The 19568-nt window shown below is 49.7% G+C and carries 15 protein-coding genes and 2 CRISPR repeat arrays; of the genes, 12 read left to right on the plus strand and 3 right to left on the minus strand.

The window, feature by feature from the left end; translation table 11 throughout:
* Positions 1-35: 35 nt before the first annotated feature.
* On the plus strand, positions 36-1685 hold the full coding sequence (locus NST23_RS03695) for a YcdB/YcdC domain-containing protein (RefSeq protein WP_340963125.1): 1650 nt from the start codon (positions 36-38) through the stop codon (positions 1683-1685).
* Between the two features lie 114 nt (positions 1686-1799).
* Here NST23_RS03695 and NST23_RS03700 read toward each other — a convergent pair whose 3' ends face one another.
* Complete coding sequence (locus tag NST23_RS03700) at positions 1800-3551, minus strand: RNA polymerase sigma factor (protein WP_340963127.1); 1752 nt, start codon at positions 3549-3551, stop codon at positions 1800-1802.
* A gap of 139 nt (positions 3552-3690) precedes the next feature.
* Here NST23_RS03700 and NST23_RS03705 point away from each other — a divergent pair, with 139 nt between their 5' ends.
* From NST23_RS03705 to NST23_RS03725, 5 genes are all read left to right on the plus strand, one after another.
* A complete protein-coding gene (locus NST23_RS03705; RefSeq protein ID WP_280648998.1) occupies positions 3691-4038 on the plus strand; it encodes a hypothetical protein in 348 nt (115 codons plus the stop codon).
* A gap of 130 nt (positions 4039-4168) precedes the next feature.
* The gene (locus NST23_RS03710) at positions 4169-4669 is read left to right on the plus strand and encodes a hypothetical protein (RefSeq protein ID WP_340963130.1); all 501 of its coding nucleotides are present in this window, start codon (positions 4169-4171) and stop codon (positions 4667-4669) included.
* A 34-nt stretch (positions 4670-4703) separates the two neighbouring features.
* A complete protein-coding gene (locus NST23_RS03715) occupies positions 4704-5432 on the plus strand; it encodes an ABC transporter ATP-binding protein (RefSeq protein ID WP_173599470.1) in 729 nt (242 codons plus the stop codon).
* Positions 5432-6616, plus strand: coding sequence for an ABC transporter permease (locus NST23_RS03720; protein ID WP_122965521.1), 1185 nt, complete (start codon positions 5432-5434; stop codon positions 6614-6616). The genes NST23_RS03715 and NST23_RS03720 overlap by 1 nt, the downstream gene beginning before the upstream one ends.
* 68 nt (positions 6617-6684) lie before the next feature.
* Positions 6685-7596, plus strand: a complete 912-nt coding sequence (locus NST23_RS03725; protein ID WP_173599471.1) for a DMT family transporter — start codon at positions 6685-6687, stop codon at positions 7594-7596.
* Between the two features lie 99 nt (positions 7597-7695).
* On the opposite strand, the gene NST23_RS03730 is transcribed toward NST23_RS03725, so the two are convergent.
* Positions 7696-8667: an ROK family glucokinase gene (locus NST23_RS03730; protein WP_173599472.1), complete on the minus strand. Its 972-nt coding sequence runs from the start codon at positions 8665-8667 to the stop codon at positions 7696-7698.
* Positions 8668-8808: 141 nt separating this feature from the next.
* Here NST23_RS03730 and NST23_RS03735 point away from each other — a divergent pair, with 141 nt between their 5' ends.
* The 4 genes from NST23_RS03735 (at position 8809) to NST23_RS03750 (ending at position 12483) form a co-directional block, all read left to right on the plus strand.
* On the plus strand, positions 8809-9699 hold the full coding sequence (locus NST23_RS03735) for a diacylglycerol kinase (protein ID WP_122965519.1): 891 nt from the start codon (positions 8809-8811) through the stop codon (positions 9697-9699).
* 122 nt (positions 9700-9821) lie between these two features.
* Complete coding sequence (rlmD, locus tag NST23_RS03740; RefSeq protein ID WP_274874833.1) at positions 9822-11258, plus strand: 23S rRNA (uracil(1939)-C(5))-methyltransferase RlmD; 1437 nt, start codon at positions 9822-9824, stop codon at positions 11256-11258.
* Positions 11259-11701: 443 nt separating this feature from the next.
* Positions 11702-12094, plus strand: coding sequence for a hypothetical protein (locus tag NST23_RS03745; RefSeq protein WP_280649001.1), 393 nt, complete (start codon positions 11702-11704; stop codon positions 12092-12094).
* 47 nt (positions 12095-12141) lie between these two features.
* Complete coding sequence (locus NST23_RS03750; RefSeq protein ID WP_328139876.1) at positions 12142-12483, plus strand: hypothetical protein; 342 nt, start codon at positions 12142-12144, stop codon at positions 12481-12483.
* A 534-nt stretch (positions 12484-13017) separates the two neighbouring features.
* On the opposite strand, the gene NST23_RS03755 is transcribed toward NST23_RS03750, so the two are convergent.
* Entirely contained in the window at positions 13018-13593 is a 576-nt protein-coding gene (locus tag NST23_RS03755) for a C39 family peptidase (protein WP_122965516.1), read from the minus strand.
* Between the two features lie 275 nt (positions 13594-13868).
* On the opposite strand from NST23_RS03755, the gene NST23_RS03760 reads away from it, so the two are divergent.
* Both NST23_RS03760 and cas1 read left to right on the plus strand, forming a co-directional pair.
* Complete coding sequence (locus NST23_RS03760) at positions 13869-14636, plus strand: hypothetical protein (protein ID WP_340963133.1); 768 nt, start codon at positions 13869-13871, stop codon at positions 14634-14636.
* A gap of 448 nt (positions 14637-15084) precedes the next feature.
* Positions 15085-16082: a CRISPR direct-repeat array (repeat unit 37 nt).
* Positions 16083-16801: 719 nt separating this feature from the next.
* Positions 16802-18090: direct repeats of the CRISPR family, unit length 37 nt; unit sequence GTTACATTACAGACCCGAAAAGCAAGGGGACTGAAAC.
* A gap of 467 nt (positions 18091-18557) precedes the next feature.
* Positions 18558-19568 carry a CRISPR-associated endonuclease Cas1 gene (gene cas1, locus NST23_RS03765; RefSeq protein ID WP_208715229.1) on the plus strand — a complete coding sequence of 337 codons (1011 nt, stop codon included), beginning with the start codon at positions 18558-18560 and terminating at the stop codon, positions 19566-19568.

The raw sequence follows: 19568 nt of genomic DNA on the forward strand, positions 1-19568 counted from the left end.
AGATGGTAAGTAGATGATAGGATGGGGGAGCATCGATGAAACGGAAATGGCAAGGAGCAGCTGTTGCTTTGTCTGCAACGATGGTGTTTGCAGGAATGGGAGGAACGGCATTGGCGGCAAGTCCCGGGTCTAGCCCAGCAAGCGCGACTGCTGCGAAAGTCGAAGCAAAGCTGCCTGCGCAAGCGCAAAAAATAGTAACGGCTTTGGAGCAGCTGGAGCCGTGGGTGAAGGCCATGACCGAGCGCGAAATCGATGTGCTTGATGCCGATCAAGGCTATGTGTATTTGGACATGTACGATCCGAAAAATACGAACGTCAGTGCCAGCCTGACTTTTGACAGCAAGACAGGTGAATTGATCAGCTTTGAATCTTCGGTGACAGCGAAAACGGAAAAAGACAGCGCCGTGCCGTCTGACAAGGAAATTTTGCAAAAAGCGATGACGTCGCTAGTCACCCTGCTGGGAGAAGCAAAGCTGAAAGGGCTTGGCTCTCCGGTGTTGTCCGTGTTAGTGCCTGATAGTGAGGAAGCGGAGCAAGTGGAAGCGGGAGGCACGCGGAACAGAGTCTTCTATCCGTTTCTGGTGAACGGGTTGCAAGTAAACGAAGGCAAATACGGAATCGAAGTCAATACGGATGAAGCGGGCCATCTTGTAGCACTGAATGTGTACCGTCTGGATTTGACGGGAATTAAAGTTCCCGATCCGAAATCCGCGCTGACGCCAGAGGCGGTCAAAAAGCAATATTTCATCCCTGACCGATTGGATCTCGGATACATGCAGGAAGGGAAAGACGGCAAGCCCGGCCTGCAATACACATTGCGAGTTTCGCCGATGATTGACGCGACAACGGGAACACAGATTGATCCGACGCGTGGAACTACAATCGACCAAGGCAAGCGCAGCAAGGCAACGATCAAAAACATCACACTTGCGCTTCCGGCCAAACCGCTCACGGCCAAAAGCAAGGCCGAAGCAGAAAAGGCAGTAATCAGCCTGTTCGGAATCGATACGAAAAAAGAGTACATCTACCCAGAGGAAGTCGCGGGGGATTACGATCATACGTATACGTGGTTTAATGAAGATCAAGATTACGCGTCCGTAACGTTTGAAAATGAGACGGGCAATTTGATTGCCAGCCAGTTTTTTGCATGGTCGGAGCAAAAGCCGGCTCCTTTGAAACAGGAAGAGGCGCTGACAAAAGCGGTTGGCTTCCTGGAGCAGGTAGCGCCGGAAAGCTCAGCTTCCTTGCAGGTTGAGATACTCGAACCATACAAAGAGGCGCCTTTGGCGGACTGGATGCTGGAACTGCTGGATGGAGAAGAACCGGAGCCGGAGCCAGGTCTGTATTACGCCTTCTTGTTCAGTGAAATGCACAAAGGCTTGCCGATCCTGGATCGCTACCATTGGATTTTGGTGAACAGCGAGGATGGCAAGGTTGCCCAATACTCCACTACGCTGCCGATGAAAAAGGTCGATTTTCCGGATGAAAAGCCAGCGGTGAGCGAGCAGCAGGCGGCTGAAATCATCGCGAAACAACTGCCGCTAAAGCAATCTTATTTGTGGACCAACTTCTACGGCATCCCGGCTCCATCCCTGTCTCTCGTCTACACGGTTGACAACAGCAAAGGCTGGCCATATGTAGATGCGGCCAAAGGCTCGATCGAGTGGATCGAAGACGAGGAATAACAGCCGATTTTGTTCAAAAGAAAGACGCGGACATTTTACATGCCCGCGTTTTTTATTTTGCGCAATGCAACTCAACTATGGAGCAAGCAAACTGCACAGATACTCGCAGCTCTCTTAATTCGCAGTGAGCGCCGCGTGGATTTTTTCCAGCAAGCTGACGGCCAGACCCTCATTGCTTTCAATGACCGACAAAAGCTGAATCGCTTGCTGTGCGGTTGCTGGCTCATTTGGTTCACCGCCACTCGGGAAAGGGAACAGCTGGACAAGCTTGTTAAAGTCTTCGGCAATTGTCCGGTAGAGCGCTGCCGCTTCTTTAAGCTGCGGGCGCACCCCATCCAGCGATTCGTCTGTCCATGCATCGGCAACTTCCGCAAAGAAGCGGGAAGCGTTGTTTCGTGCATCGTGTACGACAGCCAAGGTGTAGGCGTTTCCGTTTGGTTCCACGCTTCCTTTTTCAAAAGCTTCCTTCCAAACCGGATAGGCAGCCAAGCCGTTCACGTAGCGATCACTTGGCCCTTCCTGAGTGCGGTAATGCTTGAGCGCCGTTGCGATGGCGTTTGCCAGCATGGTGCGCTGGTCGATCGGAAGCGTGCTCTCGATTGCGAGCACAAACAGCTCCTCAATCAGTCCGCGTCCCAGATGCTCATAAGGGATCTTGGCGTCATTGTTGCAGTTGTCGCCAGCATGCAGCAGTTTGCTTGCATCCTCGTAGCCGTAAATCAGCGCAAACTCCGGCATGAACAAGTCCCAGGCGAGCACGGGGCAGCCTTTGTCAAGCGAGCTGTGAATCAACTCGATTGCTTGCGGCAAAAGAGCGGGAAGTTGCCGCTTTTCTCGTGCCGCTGAGCTGAGCAATGTCGGATTCACGAAAGTGGCGTTCGGCCCCGGCGTACCGTCCAGTTGTCCCTGGCAGACGGAGCGTGGCACAAAGCCCATGTTGCGCAGCCCTTCTTCCAGTACGGATTGAAAATCAAACATGGTCGGTCCCGCAATATGAATGTTTTTTGGAACGACAGTCAGGCGAAAAGCGTGGCCGCTTAGTCCGAGAACGGCTGGCAAAGACAGCTTGCGCTCCGTAAACTCCACTAATCCGTACAACGCCGCTCCACATGTAATCCAGGTCGGCTGCTTCATTGCCTCCGGTTTTCTCAATACAGCTTGTTTCATGATTCCCGCATCCTTTCGCGTCTTCACGTATTGGTCAACCACGACACGAATCCTTTCTTGCATGAGCTTTTTGCGAGAACGGGACAGCACTTGGTAGACATTGGCCTGCGTCATTTCGAACAGATGCGCGATCTCGTGGGGCGCGAGATGGTCAAAAAAGTGCGATTCGACAATTCGGCGCTCCCGCGGATTGAGACAGTGCAGCAAGCTTTTGATCGTCTCAAACAGTTCACGGCGCACCAATAGCTCTTCGGGGTTGCCGTTGTTTTCGACCGAGGCTGACCAGTTGCGGCCAAGCCTGTGCAAAATACTGTCGAGATCTTCCCAATCAGTAGCTTCAAGCTCGCTCGGCTGTCTCGTCAGGCCGGAAAAGACCTGCTCTTTTGTCTGCGGCCCTTTTTTCAGGCGCGTGTACGCTTGATTGCGCACAATCCGGTGCAGCCAAGGTAGAAAACGGCGGCTGTCGACCAGCGTACCCAGATGAAGAAAGGCGCGAATCAGCGCGTCCTGGACGATGTCTTCGGCAAGAAAAGCTTCCTGGGTATACGAGCGGGCATAGCCGTATACTTTTGCCCGATGCCGCCTCACCAGCTCGCCAAACGCTTCCTGATCCCCGGCTTTTGCCCTTTCCACCAAAATCTCGTCCTGTTCCTGTTGCTCTTCCGCTTGACTGGCAGGCTTGATAACCAAATGATCCATCCCAAATTCTCCTCGTTGTTAGTTGACTTACCGTATAGACTCCCGAGCGCCGGGTTTTCTGACAAAGGTGGCGGATTTGTAAGAAATTCCTCTCTATCCTATAATGAACATACACGAAGCAAAAGGGGGAAGAAAAGGTATGAAGCTGATTTCTGTCACGGGAGAAAGCGTGGCGCCCGGCAAAGGCGGTTCGCCATCCGATACATTTGACCGTTCGATTGCGACATGGGAAGCCAATAACCAGCAAAAAACCGTAACCGTTACATACTGTCGCTATTTCGGCAAAGTGCTGGCCGAGCGGGGGATTTACGACGAGGAGGCGGAAGGCGTGCCAGTCATGCATCTGGTAGCACCGCTTTTTGTGGAAAAGAACCCTGAGCAAAGAGAAACCCGCCACTACATCAACGATACCGAGAGCTTTGTTTCCTTGTTTGCAGGCTTTTCCTTGGCGGCTTGGAAAGATCGCTACGCGAGTGCTTTGAACTGAGTGTCGGCAGTCTCTGGCGGATTGAGGCCCAAACGCCTAAAAGTCGAAACATTCAGATCGGATAATCGGCACATATGCCAAACTTTTGAGAGGGCATGCTAAGGACAACCATTTATTGGAGCTGATTAGCATGTTTTCTTTTTGGATGACGCTTGTTCTTATGGTTTCTGCCCATTCGTCCGGTTTGTCCGGTTTCTCTGGTCTGCCCGGTTTGCCCGATTTGCCAGCAGCGCAAATGCCGCAAGCAGGCGCATGGTCTGCAGCTACTGCCGTCCAGGAGTTCGACGCCTTTTTGCAGGACTGGCGCGGCGGTCAAGAGCTGGCTTCGTTGCGCCATCCGCTGTTTGATCTGACGCGCGTATCGGGAGGCGCGGGAGACGTCCAGACGATTGTATTTTCCGGAGAGGCGCACGGCGACTCGGGGGAAGTCACGCTCATGTTTTATTCGTTAGAAGGTGACCGCATATACTTGCCGCCGGGCACAGTGTCTACAGCCCGCGTTGATGCGAAGCAACGCAAATTCCATATCGCCGCGAAAATACCGCGGGTGCTCCAAGGTCGTACGGGAGTCGTACAGGTGACATTTGCCGGGGAAAAAAGAGCTGCCTATTTGCTCAAGGTACAATTTTGACAACAAAGAAAAGCGAGGGAGAGGAGGACTGCCCTTGATAGAGGTAAAAGGCGCAAGCAAACAGTTTGGGACGGTCACAGCGGTCCGCGATCTGACGTTTCGCGTGGAAGAGGGCGAAGTGTACGGGCTGTTGGGCGAGAACGGAGCCGGCAAGACGACGACGATGCGCATGATGGCGACCATTCTCACGCCGACCGCCGGAGATATCGAGATCAGCGGCTTCTCGGTGCGGGAACAACCGCTGGAGGTGCGCCGCAGGATCGGCATTCTGTTTGGCGGAGAAGTCGGGCTGTACAGTCGTTTGACGGCGCGGGAAAATATCGCTTACTTCGGCAATTTATACGGACTGACTTCCTCACGGGTGCAAGAGAGGATTGACAATTTAAGCCGCATGCTGGACATGGAAGCGTTCATCGACAGGCGTGTCGGGGCCTTTTCCCGGGGAATGAAGCAAAAAGTGGCGATTGCCCGCACGCTTGTCCACGATCCGGACGTCATTTTGCTGGATGAACCGACAACCGGGCTTGACGTGACAGCCGCCACGATTTTTCGCCGGATGGTGACCAGGCTGCAAGAGGAAGGAAAAACGATCCTCTTTTCCAGCCACAACATGGGCGAGATCAGCAAGCTGTGCAAACGGATCGCGTTGATGCACAAAGGCAAGCTGCGCTTCTCCGGGGATTTGGCCGCATTGCGCAAGCAGTACGGAACGGACGATTTGGACGATATCTTCATGGCAGTCGTGGAAGGGGGCGAGCTGTGATGGGCTGGCAAATCATCTGGACTGTCTTGAAAAAAGAGCTGCTGGATTTGTTTCGGGACAGAAAAGCGTGGATCGGGACTTTTCTTGTGCCGCTGGTCATCATCCCGTTTGTGTTTTTTCTGCTGGGCAATTCCTACAGCAATGTAGAAAAAGAAGCGCGGGAGTACGTGCCGCTGGCGATTCACGGCTCCTCCCCGCTGATTGACATGCTGGCAAAAAATCCGGGCGTGCGCCTGATCGAGTCTGCTGATCCCGAGCAAGCGCTGCAAGCGGGACAGCTCCGCGCGATCATCACGATCCCGGAACGGTTCGACGAGGAAATCAAGGCAGGGAACACCGCCAAGCTGCTCGTCGCTTTTGACTCGACCAATACGAAGTCCGTCTACGCACGCGATCTGATCAAGCAAACGGTGGAGGCATACAGCAAAGAAATCGTGGCGAAGCGTTTGCAGCAAGCAGGTATGTCCGAAGCGGCGATTCAGCCGATCGCCGCTGATTTCCAGAACGTCGCGACAGAAGAAAGAAAGTCGGGCGGGATGCTGGCAGGCTTTATCCCGTTAATGCTCGTGGTTTCTCTCGCTTCGGGAGGGATCGCTGCGGCTAACGACCTCGTTGCGGGCGAAAAAGAGCGCGGGACAATGGAGTCGCTCCTGACTGCGCCAATCGCGGCCAACCATATTCTCACGGCAAAGCTTGTGGCTGTAATGATGATGAGCATGTTGAGCGCGATCGCTTCACTCATTTCCGTATCGCTCGTGTTCAGCATGGGGCCGCTCGGCGGAGGAGACAATGCTGCCTTTTCTTTCGCGTTTTTGTCGCCAGCGACTCTGTTGGTGCTGATCGTGGTGATTTTGCTTATGGCGGCGACTTTTGCCGGACTGGAGCTGATGCTCAGCACGATTGCCAAGTCGTTCAAAGAAGGGCAGACGTATATGAGCGCCGTGATCTTTCTGGCGATGGTGCCGTCGTACATGCTGATGCCGCAAAGTCCGGTGGACATCGCCGAGCATTATTACGTGTTGCCCGTCTTCAACGGCGTGGCGCTTTGCAAGGAAGTGTTTTACGGCAAGGTCGATCCGCTGCATGCCCTGCTTGGCATCGGTTCTTCACTTGTGTACGTAGCGATTACGATTGCTTTCGCATCACGGCTGTTTCGCAGAGAGGGAGCGGGATTAAAAAACTGATCGGAGGATACTGACTGTCTGTTTTTTTCATGTGTCGCTGCCATTTGAAGAAAGCTGGTGAAATGGTTGTGAAGCCGCTGTATCTGGGAGTGCTGTATATTTTGGCCTCGGCTGCGGGGTTTGGCGTGATGTCCATTTTTGCCGTCTACGCCTACGGAGCCGGAGTTTCGGTTTCCACGCTTTTGTTTTTGCGCTTTTTGTTCGCCGCAGGGCTGTTTTTTGGCTTGCTTGCCTTGCGTAAAGAGTCGCTGCGGCTGAATCGGCGCCAGGTGCTTGCCCTGTTTTGTTTGGGCGGGGTGTTGTATACGCTGCAATCGCTCAGTTTTTTCTCGGCGGTTCAGCACATCCCGACCTCGATGGCAGCGCTGTTGCTTTATACGTTCCCCGTGTTTGTAGCTGTATTGAGTTATTTTGTGGATAAAGAGCCGCTGACGCGCAAGACCGTTTTTGCCATGCTGCTGTCTCTGGTGGGACTTGGACTGGTGCTTGGGCTATCGTTTGGCGGGGTTAAAATTTTCGGCGTCTTGCTTGCGCTTGCGGCAGCGCTGTTCTACTCGGTGTACATCATCGTGGGCAATCGGATCGTCAAAGGATTGTCGCCGTACGTGACCTCGGGGTACATCTCGTTGTTTGCAGCCGTGTCGACCTTTTTGATTGCGCAAAAGGATGGCGGCGTCGATCTGGCTTTTGCGCCAACTGGCTGGTGGGCTTTGGGCGGCATCGTCGTTTTTTCTACGGTGATGGCGATCAGCTTTTTCTTCCGCGGCCTTCAACTGATCAGTTCGACAAAAGCTTCCGTGCTCAGCACGTTTGAGCCGGTCGTGACGTTTTTCTTTTCGGCTCTGTTGTTCGGCGAGGCGTTCAGCATGCTGCAACTGCTCGGTGGAGGTGCTGTGCTGGCGGGAGCGGCCCTGATCGTGGCGGGGAATGATGCGAAGTCCAGTCAGGTTCAGCAGGTTCAGGAAGGCGTGAATACGTAAAGCCGCCTGCCTGCTTCCAAAAATAAAACAGCGCTCCTGCGCGGCACATACGCTGCGGACAGGAGCGCTGTTCTTTTTTAGGGAAAGGTAACAAACAAACTAGGCTTCCATCCGGGAGCGGATCAGCCAGCCAGCGCCGTACACGCCAGCGTCGTTGCCAAGAGTGGCAGGCAAAATTTGTGTGGATTCTACGACGTAAGTGAAGGGAACAAATCGGGTAAACGAATCGCGGATGCGCGAAAAGAGGAAGTCTCCTGCTGCCGCTACGCCGCCCCCAATCACAAACTTGACCGGGTTCAGCACGATAGCCAGGTGGGAGAGCGCAAGCCCCAGATAGAGCGCCACATGATCGGCGATGGCGAGTGAGGCTGCGTCGCCTGCTATAGCTGCGTCGAATACGTCTTTTGCCCCGATCTTGCCTGTCTCGGCAAGTACGCGGGCGAGGTGCGGGCTTGTTCCGTTCGTTGCGGCCAGATGCCCTTCGCGAATAATGGCCGTGGCAGAGGTGAACGTTTCCAGGCAGCCTGTTTTCCCGCAATTGCAAGGTGCTCCGCCAGTAGGGGCCATCGTAATGTGTCCAATCTCGCCGCCGACCCCGTTCATGCCGTGAATTACATTTCCGTTCAAAATCACACCGCCGCCGACGCCCGTTCCAATCGTAATCAGCACGAGGTCTTGTGCGCCTTGCCCGGCCCCTTGCCACATCTCGCCCAGTGCTGCCGCATTGGCATCGTTGTCAACTTCGACGGGACGCCCTGTAAGTGCTTCCAGCTTTTGTTTCAGCAAAACCGGCTTGGTCCAGTGCAAGTTGACCGCCTGCATCACGATGCCGTTTTTCGCGTCGATCGGTCCGGGGATGCCGACCCCGATTCCACTCGCCTGTTCCAGACTATAGCCGTGCTCGTGCAAAAGGGCGCGGGTCATCCCTGCGATTTTTTGCAAAACGCCGTCTTCGCCTTCTGCAACAGGTGTCGGTTCCTGGATTTTGGCTACAAGCTCGCCGTTCGGTGTAATCAACGCCATTTTGATGGCTGTTCCGCCCACATCAACACCAACGATGATTTGTTTCACAACCGTCCCCCCACTCTCCTTTTTCCCATCTTTTTCTATCTTATCACGCTACATTCCGCATAGCGATTCCCAAAAATGGCTATACAGGATATGATGGAAGGAAGTACACCCGCGAGCGAGGGAAGGAAGAAGGGATCTGCCTTGAAACGAGCCAGATTAATCTATAATCCAAGCTCCGGCCGGGAGATCGTGCGTCGGCGATTGCCGGATATTCTCGATTTGATGGAGTCGGCCGGATACGAGACATCCTGTCATGCAACCAGAGGGGAAGATGACGCGACCGAAGAGGCTGCCCGAGCGGTAGCCCGCGGCTTTGACGTCATCCTGGCTGCTGGTGGAGACGGAACCATATACGAAGTCGTGAACGGGATGGCAGAGCAAAAAGCTCGCCCAACCCTTGGAATTATCCCCTGCGGCACCAGCAACGATTTTGCCCGAGCGGTAGGCATCCCCAAGTCGATCACACGCGCTACGGAAATCATCGCCAAGGGCAAGAAAAAGCGCATCGACCTGGGGCGAATCAACAATCGCTACTTCATGAACATCGCAGGCGGCGGCTCGCTCACCAACCTGACGTACGAAGTCCCGAGCAAGCTGAAGACGCTCATGGGACAGATGGCGTACTACGTCAAAGGCTTGGAGAAGCTGCCGTCCCTGCACCCGATCCGCGTCCGCTTGGAGAGCCGCAAGGAAGTGCTTTTGGATGAAGAGATCATGGTGTTCCTCATTGCCAACAGCCACTCGGTAGGCGGCTTCGACAAGCTTGCCCCGGAAGCGGACTTGTCAGACGGCAAGCTGGATGTCATCGTCGTCAAAAAGATGAACATCGCCGAGTTTATTCGCCTCGCTACACAGGCGGTTCGCGGCGAGCATTTGCGGGACCCAAACATTTTGTATTTCCAGGCAGACTACATCAAAGCGACCTCGCCATCCGGCGAAGTGGTCCAGCTCAACCTGGATGGCGAGCTGGGCGGGCAGTTGCCTTGTGTCGTGGAAGCTTTGCCAGGTCATATCGAGTTGTTCGTCCCGTAGGAAGATAGTAAAATGAATAGCAACAAGCCGTAGGGATGCCGCTTTCGCTGTGCATCCCTGCCTGTTTGCTACGGAAAACAGGCGAGGCAGACAGAGCGCGAGACAAAAGGAGCAAAAGAAAAGTGGCGAAAACAACAAAAAGACGGCGCAGACCGCAGCAAACTGCCAAGGTAGAGCTGGACGTTCCGGTTCGTGTCGGACAAACTGTGGAAGTGGAGATAACCGGACTGAACCACGAAGGCGCTGGCGTCGGCCGGATTGAAGGATATACGCTGTTCGTCGACGGCGCACTCGCAGGAGAGCGCGTCCATGCGCGCGTCGACCATGTCAAAAAGAACTTCGGCTTCGCCAAACTGACCAAAGTGTCAGTAGCGAGCACATTCCGCTCACAGCCGCCCTGTCCGCTGTACGACCGTTGCGGCGGCTGTTCGCTGCAGCACTTGGCATACGAGGAGCAACTGCGTCACAAGCAGCAAATCGTGCGGGACAACCTGCGGCGCATCGGCGGCTTCCAGGTGGAGGGAGACGGAGCAATCACCGTTCACCCGACACTCGGCATGAGCGAGCCGTGGCGTTACCGCAACAAGGCCCAAGTGCCAATCGGTGAGGAAAACGGCGCCTTGGTCGGCGGATTTTACGCCGAAAAGTCCCATTCCATCATCGACATGCACGAATGCCTCATCCAGCACCAAAAAAACGACGAGGCGGTCGCAACGGTGAAGAAGGCCGCAACTGCCCTTGGCATCAAGCCATACGATGAAGTGCGCGGCTCAGGCTTGCTCCGCCATGTGGTCGTCAAAGTCGGGGTCAAGACGGGAGAAGTCATGGTCGTGCTCGTGACGACCGAGGAGACGATTCCGCAGCGTGACAAGCTCGTGGAAGCGATCCGCACCGAGGTGGCGGGCGTAACGAGCATCGTGCAAAACATCAACCCGGACAAGACCAACGTCATTTTCGGCAAAAAGACGGTAACGCTCTGGGGCAGCGATGTCATCTACGATTACATCGGAGCGATCAAATTCGCCATCTCGGCGCGCTCGTTCTACCAGGTCAACCCCGCCCAGACGGAAGTGCTGTACAATAAAACGCTGGAATACGCCGGAGCGACAGGAACCGAAACGGTCATCGACGCCTACTGCGGCATCGGAACGATCTCGCTCTTTTTGGCGCAAAAGTCCAAGCATGTCTACGGCGTGGAAATCGTCCCAGAAGCGATCGAGGACGCCAACCGCAACGCCAAACTGAACGGAGTGGAAAACGCAACGTTCGAGGCAGGCCCCGCGGAGGTCGTGATTCCCGCGTGGAAAGAGCAAGGAATACGGGCCGATGTAATTGTCGTCGACCCGCCACGCAAGGGCTGCGACGAGGCGCTGTTGACGACGATTTTGGAGATGCAACCAGAGCGCGTGGTGTACGTGTCGTGCAACCCGTCCACGCTGGCACGTGATTTGAAGGTGTTGGCGGAGAAGTACGAGGTGCGGGAAGTGCAGCCGGTGGATATGTTTCCGCATACGGGGCATGTGGAGAGTGTGGCTTTGTTGGTATATAAGGGTTTTTGATATGCTGAAACCACGTTCGGGGCGATATTAAATCATCCATTCTTCTGTTGAAATCAAATCAAACGAAGGATAGTTGCTCAATTGAACCTAAATACAGGGGATTCGATAACCTTGCGAAATGCAGATTTGGTATTAGTACAGCTTGCATTATCGCTTTATATTGCAGTGAAGCTTGAAATCACAAAGGTTAATTAAATGATCGTTCCGTCAACAGCCCTCCGGAGATTTCCGGGGGGATTTTTTTACCAAGAATTTGAGCGCCTCGATCTGTTCGGGGCTATTTTTATTGCCTGATGAGGCAGGGTGGAAGGTGTACATGGAGGGATTTTACAAGGTAACGTTTGCAGGTGGAAGTACAACAGGTACATTCTTATTTGGTGGTTTGCCTGCGTTGCTTAGCGTCCTAGGTGCGTTCGTTATTTTCGACTTTGTAGTTGCTTTAGGTGACCAAAACTTTATTCGCGATGCAACGATCTTCTGCTATCTGGCCGGCGAGCTATTGTCAATATTATTGGGAGGATATTGAACCAAAGTTCGATAAAATAGTTGCAGCATTTGAAGCTTCATTTAGTGCAATGGCTGACGAAATTGTAGAGGCTTTTGACTATTTGTATGCAAAAGGAATAATCGACTATCATAATATCCCTAAAAGGCTGTTAAATGATGCTGGGGACGGTGTTGATTTAGGCCAGTTTGATAAGAGAGTTGATGGAAATACGAGAGAGAATGAAAAAACCGGTTGGAGTATTCAATTCAAAAAGATAGGGGCAATAAACCGCATGGTGGAAGTGCATGGAAACATAGAGATAGTAAAGGGAAACGCAAGGCAACATTAGATGATACAGGTAAAATCCTTCGTGATTAAGAAAAAGGAGGGTGTTTGGTGGAAATTGCTAAGATAGTTGAGGGTTTATGGGGAAGCAAATGGTCTCCTTCTATGGATCTGGAACCAGGTAATATGTGTGAAACTTTTCTCCTGGAACATAGCCATTTTGTAGCTGATCGCTTCCCTGAAAATAGCTTTTATCTGGATAGATTCCCATTGCAAATAAAAGATCAATCGGCTTTTGAAAAGGTGAACATTTTTTTCGACAAGACTGTGGATGATCCAAACCTGCTTTCTTTATATTTAAGAGAAGAAGAGAAATTTAAGCAGGTACTCCGTAAGCTTTGGGTGTACAATTCTGTTTGGATCGAAACAGCATTGCCTAGCGTAAACGAGTAGTAGATACGATAAACAGTGATACCCAAAAAATAAGGGCGAAAGAAATTCATTCACAGCTAAAAGCATCTGGAAGCAAGAGTATGAAATTAGCGAACCTGCATGATTTTGAAATATTAGTCGAGCTGGGACTCAGAGAGAAAGTTTCAACCGTGTTTATTTTTGAAGATATGAAGATTTGTGTATGGTCAAATTTTGATTTTTCTCTACCCGTGTATTCCAAAGATGAAAAATACACGCAGCTACTCCACAGGATTTGTACCACAGAGGAAATATTTTTACGCCCTTTGAATGATTGATGATGGAAGATTTTCAAAGGTTTTGAGGATTGGCTCGGATTAACAAAGCGGGTCGACACTCCCGAATGTGGAGAGTGCGGCTGTGTTGGTGGGGAAAAACTATTAGCATGGATGAAAAAGAAGCGGGCAAAGTACCGCTTCTTTTTCGATTTAATACAAGGAGCGAAAATAGCTAGAAAATAATTTTAAATAAAAAGCAAGGGAATGAATTACGCTCACTCCCTTGCTTAAAAATGTATTACTTTTTATTTCTTACGTTAATCCAACTTGCTTCCCACACATTATACGAATTGTTAGCAACTTCTTCGTACGTGTACCAATCTTCAGTTCCCCCGTTTGGATCGACCATAATTACATAGTTTGTATTATCACCAGGTTTATTGAAATAGCCATTGATGATAAGAACGTGTCCATTTCCTTTTTGCTTCTTTTTAAATACTACAACTGGTCGGCCTTTGTCGATTGATGATTTAATTTCATTCCAAGTAGCGGCTGTTGCTTTGTAGTCTCCATAAATACCTTTTTCATTTAGCTTGTCAATGAATTGGCTTTTAAAAATGGTAACGTTATCTGTGCTTCCATTTACAAACTTTGCGTATTCTGATTGGGACATTTTTTTTCCATAGAGCTCCAAAAGCATCACTGAGACGGCACTCCAGCACCACTGCGATTTTTCTTGAGAAACAGGTTTGATTTTAATTTGAGGATCTGGGTAATCTTTTTTTCCAGCAAATGCAGCAGTGTTTGGTAAAAGCAAAAGAACAGCGGCCAAAAATAGAGCTAAAAAATTTTTGAATCTCAATGAAACTGCCATGGAATCTCCTCCTAATTATCTTTTATGTAATAAATTTACTTTTAATATAATAATATCTTCAAATTACAAAAAATGAAATTATATTCAACCGATTTTAATTATGGCTGAATTTTTTGTTATTTTATACTCTTCATGATTAAATACAGAAAAAATTAAAGTAGTGATTGGTAAACATGTCACAGGTTGAGTGGGTGTACGTAGTAATGATACGTGTCCGAAATAGGCCACTATAGTAAAATAAAATGAATCAGTGAGAACCTTCCACGGAGGCAAATATGGCAAACGAATCCTTTCTAGCTAACGTAAAGCTACTAATCCAAATGCACTCCCAAGGCCTCCTCGGCGGCGAAACAATGCCAGAAGATGCGCTCCTCGGCATTGTCCCTGAGAACGATCTGCCCAACGTATTAACACTAGGCATGGCCTTAAACTACCAAAGAAACTCATACACCCTATGGCAATCAATCGCACAGGCGTACCAAGATGAAAGGATTAGATGGATATTCAATCCGCATGCAGTATCCAAAAGTAGCATAGAGGAACTGCGTCAAGCACTGCTCCAGGAGCGCGTAGCCTTGCAGCCTAATCGACACCCGGAAATCTGGAAGAGCGTCTCAACCGGAATTACTCAATCTTCCTTAAAAGGTGACGTTGCCGGAATGTTAGAATCCGTTCAATTTGACATCGCCAGCTTGAAAAACATGATGCAAGTAACGCGTAAACGCGAATTTCCGTATTTGTCCGGTCCGAAAATTTTCAATTATTGGCTGTACGTAATGGAGACGTATACAGGGGTAAAGTGGAAATCCCGCGAGCTGATTACAATTGCCCCCGACACGCACATCATGAAAGCCACGGTAAAATTGGATCTGTGCTCGTCGGACGTCCTGGATGGAACGGCTGAGGACAGGAACCTTGTTGCGGAAGCATGGGAAAAGGCACTGCGTGGTAGCGGGCTGGCTCCGATTGATGTTCACACACCTTTATGGTTGTGGAGCAGGGCCGGATTTCCACCGCTGTCCGGTGACGTATCAAGGTCATGAGACACTAATTCCCAACCGTGGCATTGAAAAAGGATGTTAACAAGAAAGACACGGAATGGATCTTCCGTGTCTTTTAATAATCAGTTGTATTGCAACGGACCAGATAGCGAGTGGTCCTGAAATGTCCGGCTTTCCAGGTTGCAGGGGGATATTGTTTGTTTTTGCGATTGCAATCTTTAGTTCTCGATTAGATAGCTCTTTTAGTATTGGGCAGTACCAAGAAATGTATAGATCAAATGGGAGGAATGTTTTATTATAGGCATGAGAGTGAATGGCTATCCTTTAGCGGGGAAAAATAGACAGACAGAGATAGTTAAAGTCAGATTTTCGAGGATAGGCTGTGGTTTTTGACAGAAAATGAATCCTCGAAAAAAGAGTGGTTTCTTGTTGGCACTGAGTATGAAAAAAGCCTTGGTGTGACTGGGGTTGAGCATGTTAGTCAAAGTCGGTTACATTGAAGACCCGAGAAGTTAGGGGACTGAAACTAATCTGATTTCCATCATAATGATATCGTTGAGGGGTTACATTGAAGACCCGAGAAGTTAGGGGACTGAAACAGTCGATGACTTCTGCGATCAGGCGCTTGTCCTCCGTTACATTGAAGACCCGAGAAGTTAGGGGACTGAAACTGTCGAGTTCCTCTTGCGTGAACGTCTTCGCGGGTTCGTTACATTGAAGACCCGAGAAGTTAGGGGACTGAAACTGGCACGGAGGCCGAACGCAAGGCCCTCCGGTTCATCGTTACATTGAAGACCCGAGAAGTTAGGGGACTGAAACAGACAGCATGCCGAATTTGCCGTCAGTGGATTGGGAGGTTACATTGAAGACCCGAGAAGTTAGGGGACTGAAACTACTATGACTGCTCGTATCCAGCCTTTCAAAACCCGAGTTACATTGAAGACCCGAGAAGTTAGGGGACTGAAACTGTGGAATCGTGATCGCCTCCTGCCGTCCGGCGACGGTTACATTGAAGACCCGAGAAGTTAGGGGACTGAAACGCTGGGCTCCTGGCACCTGCGGCCATTCCCCTGCATTCGTTACATTGAAGACCCGAGAAGTTAGGGGACTGAAACGAGTAGACGTTCAATTTGATATGGTGATCCGCGACAAGAAGTTACATTGAAGACCCGAGAAGTTAGGGGACTGAAACCATCCGGTATCCAATCGTGCGATAAGTAACCGTAACGTTACATTGAAGACCCGAGAAGTTAGGGGACTGAAACGGAAGATTCCTTCACTTTATACAAACTGGATACACGAGTTACATTGAAGACCCGAGAAGTTAGGGGACTGAAACCGTAGTTAGAGCCGTCGCTGGTGCGCTTAGTGAAGCTAGTTACATTGAAGACCCGAGAAGTTAGGGGACTGAAACCACATATGAACATACTTCATGGTTTCTTCTATCGAAGTTACATTGAAGACCCGAGAAGCTAGGGGACTGAAACAGCGCGATCATCAAACCCGCTACGATGACGGTTTCAAGTTAGATCCAAGCTCCGAAGAACAGGAGATAGATGGATTGCAAAGAAGGGAATATCAAATCAGTTCGAGGGGAAACAGGTATCCATTACAATGAGCTGACTTCATGGAACGAAAGATACTGAGCATCTCTAGAATTTTAAATTTTTTGATCTTTCATCAGATAAACAAAATAACGAATTGCTTCTAAACGGCGTGGAATTTCGGTTTTGGATACAAGCTTCATGTTGTACTTGTCCGAAGGTTTTGTGAGCTGATTTTTTATGTATAAATCATTTCGAAAATTGGAAAGAGGGTAATCCCGCACATCGTGGAGAAACAATATTAGGGAAATTCGAATGTATCTTGTATCTAAAGGTAATATAGAGAAACTGTAACTGGCTTTGCTCCAGAGTTACTTTGTAACCTAAACTATCATTTACCACTGGTCAGACGACAATTCGACTTAGCGAACCACATAAACCTATAGCTGAAAGTAGAGCAATGTTTTATTATAGACAGGAGAGAGAATGGTTATCCTCTGGCGGGAGAAAATAGACGATATGGGGTACTTAAATATAGACTTTCGAGGATAGGCTGGATTTTTTAACAGGAAATCAATCCTCGAAAAAAGAACGATCTCTTGTTAGTGTTGAGATTAAGACAACCCTTGGTAGAAGTGGATTCGTTTGCGTTAACCGAGGTCGGTTACATTACAGACCCGAAAAGCAAGGGGACTGAAACAATAAGTACACAGACATGCGTGTTGGTCAGTACGTGTTACATTACAGACCCGAAAAGCAAGGGGACTGAAACATATAACGTGGTATTACGTACATTCTATCACGAAGTGGTTACATTACAGACCCGAAAAGCAAGGGGACTGAAACCTGTATGCCTATGAAGTGTGCCACCCTTACTTTCCCCGTTACATTACAGACCCGAAAAGCAAGGGGACTGAAACACGAACTGAGTTACAGCACCATGACCATCTTCACGAGTTACATTACAGACCCGAAAAGCAAGGGGACTGAAACCGAAGTCAGTAAAGTCATAGGTGAGGAAAGCCTGCTCCGTTACATTACAGACCCGAAAAGCAAGGGGACTGAAACTTGTATTGGAATACAGCATGCCTAACTGTGAACTCAGTTACATTACAGACCCGAAAAGCAAGGGGACTGAAACCAGGGGTATGATCTCCTCGGACGGGATTCTTTTGAACGTTACATTACAGACCCGAAAAGCAAGGGGACTGAAACAATCGTGCATTATCGACCTTGACTCAGCGCTGCAACGTTACATTACAGACCCGAAAAGCAAGGGGACTGAAACTTGTGTATCAATCACGAATTGCAATTTGTTATTGAAAGTTACATTACAGACCCGAAAAGCAAGGGGACTGAAACGTAAAGGTGCTGGCGCTGGACAACTTCGAGAATCTCGGTTACATTACAGACCCGAAAAGCAAGGGGACTGAAACCCGAACCGGATGATACAGTAGAACTACTGAAAGAATTGTTACATTACAGACCCGAAAAGCAAGGGGACTGAAACTTTTTGACGATCTCCTGTGCAATCTCATGTTTTGTCCGTTACATTACAGACCCGAAAAGCAAGGGGACTGAAACTTTGCTGCCGTTGCGAGTGCAAGCGCTTGCTGTGTACCGTTACATTACAGACCCGAAAAGCAAGGGGACTGAAACAGATCATCACTTTCCGCTTGGATCGTCCGTAGAGCCGTTACATTGAAGACCCGAGAAGTTAGGGGACTGAAACTTGATGATACTGGGACTACACGATGAAGAGTTTCACGTTACATTACAGACCCGAAAAGCAAGGGGACTGAAACGAATGGAGTCGGTGCGTTATTGGATGGAGAAGCGGGAGTTACATTACAGACCCGAAAAGCAAGGGGACTGAAACCGTGTTCCTCGATCCGCCGCAGCAGTGGGCAGTATCGTTACATTACAGACCCAAAAAACAAGAAAACTAAAACCGATAGACTGATAAGCGTAGCAGCAGCCGAGTGCCAAGTGCCGAGGAGACTGAAGCACTGCTCGATCATATGTCCAACCAGTTCTTTTTTCCGATTGCATGAAAAACCCGAAACCCTAGAGACCCCGACTCGAAGTCGAGCGGTTGCCTCAAGTACATTTAGTTTTTGCCCGACCTTTACGCTGATCAACGAGGGAATTGTATGAATTGCACGACAATAAACGGTGGAACCACTCCCTTATCTTTTGATCGCGCCTTTCCCAATACCTGAGCAATCTGTATAAACCGATATGCATGAATCGCTTCTCAAAAAATCAGCATCTCATAACTATCAGCACTCTCCCAACATTAACCTCTCTGCCTTTACTCATGCAGAGAGTTTTTGTTTTTCTCAGATGCCGTTTACTCCATCAATTTTCGGACGAGACTGAATCTATCCTACTAAATGCTAAATGGGAGTGGATGTTTGTGCAGGTAGTAATTGATGAGTACGGATACGCCTTGCGTAAGACCAGTGAACGGCTAGTGATTCGGGACAGGGAAAAGAAAGTTGTGCAGGAGATTCCCTTTTTTCAAGTGGATGATGTTGTGATTTCTTCCAAAGGTGTTTCGATTTCGTCGGATGTGGTTGAGAAGTGCATTGAAAACGGTATACATATACATTTTTTGTCCAACAGAGGGGAACCTTTTGCCAAAGTAGTCTCTCCTTTCTTGCAAGCGACGGTGGCTACAAGAAGGGCACAAATACAGGCGTACAATGATGAGCGTGGTGTGAAAGTCAGCAAGCATTTTGTTCGGGCAAAAATACGGGCTCAAGCCAGTCTCGTTAAATATTGGGCGAAAAATCGGAGAGACAAAAATGAGAATTTGCAAGCGATGTTTCAAACAGCCATCTCCAATTTGGAGCACAAGCTGGATGAATTGGAGGAAATAAAGGGAGCAAGTGTTGATGAGGTTCGCGGAACGCTAATGTCCGTAGAGGGACGTGCTGCATTTGCTTATTGGGAAGTTGTGAAGTGCTTAGTACATCCTGATCTTGGCTTTCAGGGGAGGGAACATCGGGGAGCGAGTGATCCCGTGAATCTTGCCTTGAACTATGGATATGGTTGTTTGAAAAACGAAATCTCGAAGGCCGTTCTCTTGGCAGGACTGGAGGAGTGTGCAGGTTTTCTTCATGTTGATCGGTCTGGCAGACCTTCCTTCGTTCTTGACTTTATGGAGGAATTTCGCCAACCCGTCGTTGATAGAACGGTGCTCTCCATGTTTACCAAAGGATTTGCGCCCAAAATGGAGGAAGAGGCTCTGCATGTGGAAAGCCGACGGGTAATTGCGCAAGAAATTCGGGAGCGTTTGGAGAGCAAGGACAGGTATGAAGGGAAGAAATATCAACTAAAGACGATCATTCAGAGGCAAGCTTACCATCTGGCTACTTATTTCAGAGGCGAGCGAGAGTACAGGCCGTTTGTCTGGAGTTGGTAG

Origin of the sequence: Brevibacillus sp. FSL K6-0770 (assembly GCF_038000275.1) — a bacterium.
GTDB lineage: Bacteria > Bacillota > Bacilli > Brevibacillales > Brevibacillaceae > Brevibacillus > Brevibacillus parabrevis.

What these genes read in the sequence shown, in the direction of transcription:
- NST23_RS03695 (WP_340963125.1), top strand. Translation starts at nt 36, where the DNA reads ATGAAACGGAAATGGCAAGGAGCAGCTGTTGCTTTGTCTGCAACGATG.
- NST23_RS03700 (WP_340963127.1), bottom strand. Translation starts at nt 3,551, where the DNA reads ATGGATCATTTGGTTATCAAGCCTGCCAGTCAAGCGGAAGAGCAACAG.
- NST23_RS03705 (WP_280648998.1), top strand. Translation starts at nt 3,691, where the DNA reads ATGAAGCTGATTTCTGTCACGGGAGAAAGCGTGGCGCCCGGCAAAGGC.
- NST23_RS03710 (WP_340963130.1), top strand. Translation starts at nt 4,169, where the DNA reads ATGTTTTCTTTTTGGATGACGCTTGTTCTTATGGTTTCTGCCCATTCG.
- NST23_RS03720 (WP_122965521.1), top strand. Translation starts at nt 5,432, where the DNA reads ATGGGCTGGCAAATCATCTGGACTGTCTTGAAAAAAGAGCTGCTGGAT.
- NST23_RS03755 (WP_122965516.1), bottom strand. Translation starts at nt 13,593, where the DNA reads ATGGCAGTTTCATTGAGATTCAAAAATTTTTTAGCTCTATTTTTGGCC.
- NST23_RS03760 (WP_340963133.1), top strand. Translation starts at nt 13,869, where the DNA reads ATGGCAAACGAATCCTTTCTAGCTAACGTAAAGCTACTAATCCAAATG.